Below are 6128 nucleotides of genomic sequence, written 5' to 3' on the forward strand. Positions count from 1 at the left end.
GACAGCACCCAGAGCGGCCACCAGCCAGATCAGAAACTCAGGCATCGCTCCGGAACCCCCGCTCGATCCGGTCGCGCAGGCCGATGAGCCCGAGACCGAGAAACATGAGGCCGGCGGGCGAGGCATCACCTGAGCCGGCGAGCAGCGCGACGAGCCGGGACAGTTCGGCGAGCGGGCCGGTGGCGGGAAGCGCGACAGATGCAATGCCCGTGAGCATGGCGAGCAGTCCCGCCCACCAGGTCAGAGAGGTCGGTCGGATGTAGCGTATGGATCAGTCCCTCCGGATCAGCGTGGAGAAGAAGGCGACCAGCCGGGCGACCCAGCCGGTCGGTGCGTTTGGGCTGGGTTCGGGTTTGGCGGGGCGCAGCAGGGCCAGCGCCCGGTTCTCGGTCAGGCGACGGATCGGCCGCGAGAAGTCCACGCGTCCCGTGCGGTCCACGGACCAGACCGGGATGGTGCCGCTGGGATACCTGCCATGGCGGAACAGGTCGCGCTCCGCCTCGCGTCGGGGAATGATCGAGGGGGGCTTGCGCCAGTTCAGGAACGCGTCGGCGGCGGCAACGCGATTGCCGGCGTTGAGATGACGGGTCAGTGCCGCACGGGCGATGCCGCCCGTGTTGAAGTGAAACGAGACCAGCGCATCGAACTCGGGCGGCGCCAATGGAACCTTCACAGCGCGCAGAACGTCGGCCTCGTATCGCGCGAGATCGGCGCGAAACACCCGGAACGCCTCGCGGATCGCGGCGTCGAGATCGGCGGGCATGCCGCGCGGCATGGTGACGGGATTGGGCGGCCCGGCCGCGGCCGTGTGGCCGATGCCGAAGGTCCAGGTGCCGGTGGAATCGCGATAGGGGCCGGGCACGATCCCCTCGTGCCGGGCAAGGGCCATGAGGCCCCGCTCAGTCATCTGCATGGGGTTACCTCAGGAGCGAGAGGATCAGGATCAGCGCGGCGACCGCGAGGCCAATGCGCAGGCGGTGGGTGAAAGCGTCACGCGGGTCGTCGGTCAGACGCCGCAGGCCACGCAGGACACGGACCAGCTCAGTCATCGCCGCCCTCCCGCGCCTGGCGCAGGCGGGCAAGCACCAGTTCGATCACCGCCGGGCCGAAGACCCCGACGAGATAGGCGGCCGATCCCGCTGCACCGCCCGCCGGGATCGCCTGTCGCGGCAGGCCCAGCCAGCTGGTGATGACGGCCATCGACAGGCTGCCCATGCCGGCGGCGATCAGCCCGCCGAGCAGGATGTGGCGCAGCGCGTCGCGCAGGCGCATCTTCGTTGTCAGCGCGTTGGTGGCGCCCCCGAGCGCGCCCCAGGCGGCAAGGATCACGGCCGTCGAGGCCGCGAGATCGCGCAAGACGCCCGCGACGAAACCGGAATTGTCGCTCATCGCCGGATCTCCAGGAGCGGGATGGAGGTGATCGAGCCGAGGCGTTCGAGATCGAGCGTGACATCGAGCGTGTCGGTGTCGAAGCGGACTGGCACGTCGAATTCAAAGCCGGCGGTGATGGAGACGCCGGAGGCCGGGGCGGCGTTGAAGGTGACGAGGCCGGTGGTCGTGTCGATGGACCAGCCGGTGGCCTGCTCAACCCCGTCGATCGCAACCGTCACGCTGCCCGCGACCGGCTTGGTGATGGCCCGGTTCCAGGTCTGCGTGCCCGAGGCGTAGGCCTTCACAAGCTGGAAGTCGGTGGTGGTGCCATCCCCGGTGCCGATGAGCTGATCGGTCGCCGCGGGCGTCTGCGACGGCAAGCAGGACTTCCAGTCGGCCCAGTCCTTGAAGCGGAAGCCGTAAAGCCTGCCATTACGGGCCTCGAAGAACGCCACCACCGCCGCCAGATCGTCGGCCCGGCGAATGCCATAAGCCACATCGTAGCGCCGGCGGCTGTTCGCCCAGCTCGCGTTGCGTTCTTCGTCGCCCGAGGCGAGTTCGACGATCTGAGTGCGCCGCTCTGGCCCGCCCCGCGCGCCCCGGCTGATATCATCCGGAAACCGCACCTCGTGAAATGCCATGGGTCAGAGCCCCCTGCGCCCGAGCGATACCGCCCGGGCAATGTCGGCCGCGATCTGGGTGCGGGACTGCCGGAAGCTCTCGGCGTCGCGGGTGTTGATGTTGATGGTGACGCCGCCACCGGCGCCGTAGCTCTGTGCCTCGCGGCGCGACAGCACCCGCTCACCGCGCTGCAGGATCGCGGGCACCTCGTCGGGACGCAGGCCGGCCCAACCACCCGAATGCATCCGGGGCGCTCCGGCAAAGGCCATGGCGGGGACCATGCGCGACGGCGCAGGTCCGCCGACCACACCGCCCGCATGAAACACGCCAGCAAAAAGCCCGCCGGCGCCGCCGAGGATGCCACCGAGGGCGCTGGCCATGGGGCCGAGGATGAACCGCCGGGCGGCGAGCCGCGCCAGATCGGCGATCAGCGAAGTCACCAGATCGCGGAAGTCGAGCTTGCCGGACTTCACAAACTCGGCCACCGCGTCTTCGGCGCTGCGGAAGGCGCCCACGAGGCTCTGGCCGATATCGGCGCCGATGTCGCGGGCCTTGGCGGCGTAATCGGCCAGCGTCGCGGTGACGGCCGCCCAGCCGGTTGCGGCCTGCTCCGCGCCGTCGGCATTGGCCGCGCCCGCTGCCCGGCCCGCCTGTCCGGCACTGTCCAGCGCCTCCGTCACGCGGTCGGCCGCGGCCCTCGCTTCATCGAGCGCATCCGCCCCGTCCTCGCCGCTTGCCTGCATCGCGGCTCTCAGCGCGTCCACGGCCTCGCGGACCCCATCGAAGGCGTGGGCGCGGGTGTCCGCTGCGCGGGCACGCAGCGCATCGGCCTGGTGGCCGGCATTGCTGGCGGCATGGTCCAGATAGGACGCGTAGCTCTGCGCGCCGAAGACGTCGATGCGGGCATCCGCCCCGAGCCGCTCCGAGACCGCGTTGAAGGTCGGGCCGATCTGGGCGAGGAAGTCGGCCCATTTCTGCGAGAGAAACGCCATGAGTCGCAGCCAGATCGCCTCGATGTCCGCCCGCATGGCGCGGAAATCATCGACGAAGGAGGTGACGGTGACCTTGACCCCGTCCCAGACCGCCTTGGCGACATTGCCCATGAGTTCGAGCGCCTCGCCAAAGCCGCCAGCGCCGCGCACGAGCTGCGTGAACTGGTAGATGAGCTCACCCGCGCCGACGATCAGCGCGCCGATGCCGGTGCGGATCAGCGCCCCGCGCAGGACCACGAGCGCAGTAGCGAGGCCACGCACGGACAAGGCCGCAGCGGCAAGGCCGGCAACCCAGCGGCTTGCAAGGAAGGCGGCAAAGGTCGCGGCATAGGTCGTCAGCCGGCCGATATTGTCGAAAAGCCCGGCAATGGCTTGGCCGAGCGGGCCGGTGCGGCTCGCGAGCGTGGCCATGGCATCCGCGACCGCTTCCGGCGCGGGCGCCGCGGCGACTGGCAGCTGGTTCGACAGCCCGCGCCAGATCAGGCCCAACCGGGAGATCGCGTTGACCTGCCCCCCGCAAAATCCCTCACCGTGATGTAGAGTCTGCTCAACCCTGAAGGAGCAGACATATGCGAAAGAGCCGTTTCACCGAGGCGCAGATCATCGGGATGATCAAGGAGCAGGAGGCAGGCATGCCGACGGCGGAGGTGTGCCGCAGGCACGGGCTCAGCCCGGCAACGTTCTACAAGCTGAAGTCCAGGTATGGGGGCATGGAGGTGTCGGAGGCCGCGCGGCTAAGGGCGCTGGAGGACGAGAACGCCAAGCTGAAGCGACTGCTGGCCGACACGATGCTGGACAATGTGGTTCTGAAGGATCTTCTGGGAAAGAACTGACGACGCTGACCAAGCGGCGAGAGGCGGCGCTCAGAGCGATGCGGGTTCACGATATCTCGCAGCGTCGGGCCTGTCGGCTTGTCGGTGTCGATCCCAAAACAGTCCGGCGCGAACGCCCGCCGGACTGCCCGGAGATCCGCAAGGAGATGCAGGATATCGCCGGGAAGCGGCGCCGGTTCGGCTACCGCCGGATCGGTGTTCTGCTTGAGCGCAAGGGCATGATCATGAACCACAAGAAACTGTATCGGCTCTACCGGGAAGAGGGACTGTCGGTGAAGCGACGACGTGGCCGCAAGCGGGCCCGCGGCACACGCACACCGATGCCGGAGGCGGCGCGTCCAAATGCGCGCTGGTCGCTGGACTTTCTGTCGGACAGCTTCGGTGCGTCGCGCAAGTTCCGCATCCTGGCGGTGATCGACGATTGCTGCCGCGAAAACCTGTGCCTGGTGGCCGACACCAGCATCTCGGGAGCCCGTGTCGCCCGCGAGCTGGATGCGTTGGTGCGGATCTACGGTAAGCCCGCTTGCATTGTCAGCGATAATGGGACCGAGTTTACCAGCCGGGCCATCCTGAAATGGGCCGACCAGAACGATGTGCCGTGGCATTACATCGACCCCGGAAAGCCGCAGCAGAACGCCTTCATCGAGTCATTCAACGGCAGCTTGCGCGACGAGCTGTTGAACGAGGAGATCTTCGACACTCTGGACGACGCCCGCCGGAAGCTGGCGCTCTGGCGTTACGATTACAACACCGTCAGGCCGCACTCATCGCTAGGAAACAAAACACCGACCGAAGCGCGCCGGACGCTTGAGCAATTTGAGGGCTCCGCGCCCGGCGCGCTTGCCCAAACCGAAACCGAAGACTATCAAACCCAAACCCGCAGACTCTCGTTATGAACGAGGGACCAGAGGGGGGCAGGTCAAGGTCCAGCCGCTTCGGCAGCTTGACCTGCGGGACCAGCAGGAAGATCGGCACGGTGGCGCGGCCCCGGCCGGTCTTGGAGCGGGAGGCCACGCCAAGGCCCTTGGTGTTGAGCCGCCCGTCGGCGACCAGCAGGCTGGGGCCACGCCGGCGATAGATGAAGCGCAGGCGCAGGCCACGGCGACGCTCCCATTCGCCGGGGGTCATCTTCGCGCCGCGCCGCCCCTTGCCGGCGGCGGGCAGCGGGATCGCCAGCCAGAACCCGTCGCGGGACCGGATCAGCGGGCCGGTGTCATGCGCGCCGACGATGACCGGGGCCTTGGACCAGACGAGCGCCGCGGCGTTCAGGCTCTCGCCGGCTTTGGGGTAGGTCTGGCTCCGGATCGAGTTCGCCAGCCGCCGGCCAAGCCCCGCGCCGGTGATCTGGCCACGCCAGGCGGTCTTGAGCCCGGTCCCGGCCTCGGTCATGGCGGCGGTGACGGCCTTCTCGCCCGCCTTCACTTCGGCCGCCATGGCGGCGACGAGATCCGGCGTGACGTCGAGCTTCAGCTTCATCGTAGCGACGCAGGCAATCAGGCCGGAGCGCTTGGACCAAAAATGCTGGCCCCTGCATGATCGAAACGGAACGGATCGAGTTCAGGAAGCCGTTTGCGGGACAGGTTCAGACCATACTCGGGTTTGCTGGCCTTTCCGTCATAGTCGCGGTCGACGAACAGCCCGTCCGGCGTCTCCCAACGCGAGGCTGGGATCAGATACAGGTCCGGCTCCCTTTCCTCCTCGAAAAGGACAAGGGCGAGAAGCAGGTTGTGCCGCGGGCGGAAGACCTCCTTCCGCATGAACACATAGTTCAGCTTGCGAACGGATTTGACCTGCACATCCCAGTACCTGTCCGGCTCCTGACGCACCACGAAATCGATCCCACGGTCGTCAACCTCCGCAGAGTAAACGTCGAGACCGAGCAGCACGAGATGCATCTTGGCGAAATACTCCGCATAGCGGCCGATTTGCATGTGATTGAGACGGCTCCAATCGTGTCGCATCTGGCCTCCTGTGTGTCCCTGCACCTTTCGCCCACCCCGTTCTAGGACGGCCGCAGGTCCACGGTCCAGACCAGCCGCTCGCGGTCGCGGACGGGTTCGCCCTGGATGAGGAACGCCTCGCCAGCCTGCCCCGGACTCGATCCGGGGATCTCGATCCGGTCGCCGGGACGCGGGGTTGCGACCTCAGCCACGCGCAGGTCCAGCCGGGTTGTTTCGGACCAGATGCGAGCCTCGCCGAGGCCCGTCACCTCGTCCGGCCGGCGCAGGATGGCGCGCACCAGCACGGGCGCGCCGCCCTCGGCGGTGTAGACCACGTCGCGGCCGAGATGCGGGTCGGCGAAGAGCGCGTC

General features: G+C 68.0%; 8 protein-coding genes and 2 pseudogenes. 1 reads left to right on the forward strand and 9 read right to left on the reverse strand.

Features of this window, described 5'->3' with window-relative positions; all coding sequences use genetic code 11:
* Window positions 1-37 precede the first annotated feature (37 nt).
* The 6 genes and pseudogenes from F3H26_RS16485 to F3H26_RS16505 form a co-directional block, all read right to left on the reverse strand.
* Window positions 38-217 (reverse strand): hypothetical protein, encoded by a 180-nt coding sequence (locus F3H26_RS16485; RefSeq protein ID WP_149777083.1) that lies wholly within the window; start codon window positions 215-217, stop codon window positions 38-40.
* A gap of 54 nt (window positions 218-271) precedes the next feature.
* On the reverse strand, window positions 272-913 hold the full coding sequence (locus F3H26_RS16490) for a lysozyme (protein WP_149777084.1): 642 nt from the start codon (window positions 911-913) through the stop codon (window positions 272-274).
* Window positions 914-917: 4 nt separating this feature from the next.
* A complete protein-coding gene (locus F3H26_RS19865; RefSeq protein WP_262504562.1) occupies window positions 918-1049 on the reverse strand; it encodes a hypothetical protein in 132 nt (43 codons plus the stop codon).
* Entirely contained in the window at window positions 1042-1389 is a 348-nt protein-coding gene (locus tag F3H26_RS16495; protein ID WP_149777085.1) for a Clp protease/crotonase-like domain-containing protein, read from the reverse strand. Before F3H26_RS16495 ends, F3H26_RS19865 begins: the two co-directional genes overlap by 8 nt.
* A complete protein-coding gene (locus F3H26_RS16500) occupies window positions 1386-2012 on the reverse strand; it encodes a DUF2460 domain-containing protein (protein WP_149777086.1) in 627 nt (208 codons plus the stop codon). Before F3H26_RS16500 ends, F3H26_RS16495 begins: the two co-directional genes overlap by 4 nt.
* Window positions 2013-2015: 3 nt before the next feature.
* A pseudogene (locus tag F3H26_RS16505) lies at window positions 2016-3488 on the reverse strand (phage tail tape measure C-terminal domain-containing protein); the annotation flags it as partial.
* Between the two features lie 65 nt (window positions 3489-3553).
* Between F3H26_RS16505 and F3H26_RS16510 the strand changes: the two are divergent.
* A protein-coding gene (locus F3H26_RS16510) for an IS3 family transposase (protein WP_149777088.1) occupies window positions 3554-4713 on the forward strand; the annotation gives its coding sequence in 2 pieces (ribosomal slippage) (window positions 3554-3803 and window positions 3803-4713; 1161 coding nt in all).
* Window positions 4714-4738: 25 nt separating this feature from the next.
* On the opposite strand, the pseudogene F3H26_RS16515 reads toward F3H26_RS16510, so the two are convergent.
* The 3 genes and pseudogenes from F3H26_RS16515 to F3H26_RS16525 all read right to left on the reverse strand — a co-directional run.
* Window positions 4739-5293: pseudogene (locus F3H26_RS16515) on the reverse strand (DUF6441 family protein); the annotation flags it as partial.
* A gap of 17 nt (window positions 5294-5310) precedes the next feature.
* Window positions 5311-5778 carry a hypothetical protein gene (locus F3H26_RS16520; protein WP_092501207.1) on the reverse strand — a complete coding sequence of 156 codons (468 nt, stop codon included), beginning with the start codon at window positions 5776-5778 and terminating at the stop codon, window positions 5311-5313.
* A 41-nt stretch (window positions 5779-5819) separates the two neighbouring features.
* A partial coding sequence (locus F3H26_RS16525) for a head-tail joining protein (protein WP_149777089.1) occupies window positions 5820-6128 on the reverse strand: 309 nt, incomplete at its 5' end.

This window comes from Ruegeria intermedia (genome assembly GCF_900129345.1).
Taxonomy (GTDB): domain Bacteria; phylum Pseudomonadota; class Alphaproteobacteria; order Rhodobacterales; family Rhodobacteraceae; genus Ruegeria; species Ruegeria intermedia.

What these genes read in the sequence shown, in the direction of transcription:
- F3H26_RS16500 (WP_149777086.1), bottom strand. Translation starts at nt 2,012, where the DNA reads ATGGCATTTCACGAGGTGCGGTTTCCGGATGATATCAGCCGGGGCGCG.
- F3H26_RS19865 (WP_262504562.1), bottom strand. Translation starts at nt 1,049, where the DNA reads ATGACTGAGCTGGTCCGTGTCCTGCGTGGCCTGCGGCGTCTGACCGAC.
- F3H26_RS16490 (WP_149777084.1), bottom strand. Translation starts at nt 913, where the DNA reads ATGCAGATGACTGAGCGGGGCCTCATGGCCCTTGCCCGGCACGAGGGG.
- F3H26_RS16485 (WP_149777083.1), bottom strand. Translation starts at nt 217, where the DNA reads ATGCTCACGGGCATTGCATCTGTCGCGCTTCCCGCCACCGGCCCGCTC.
- F3H26_RS16495 (WP_149777085.1), bottom strand. Translation starts at nt 1,389, where the DNA reads ATGAGCGACAATTCCGGTTTCGTCGCGGGCGTCTTGCGCGATCTCGCG.
- F3H26_RS16520 (WP_092501207.1), bottom strand. Translation starts at nt 5,778, where the DNA reads ATGCGACACGATTGGAGCCGTCTCAATCACATGCAAATCGGCCGCTAT.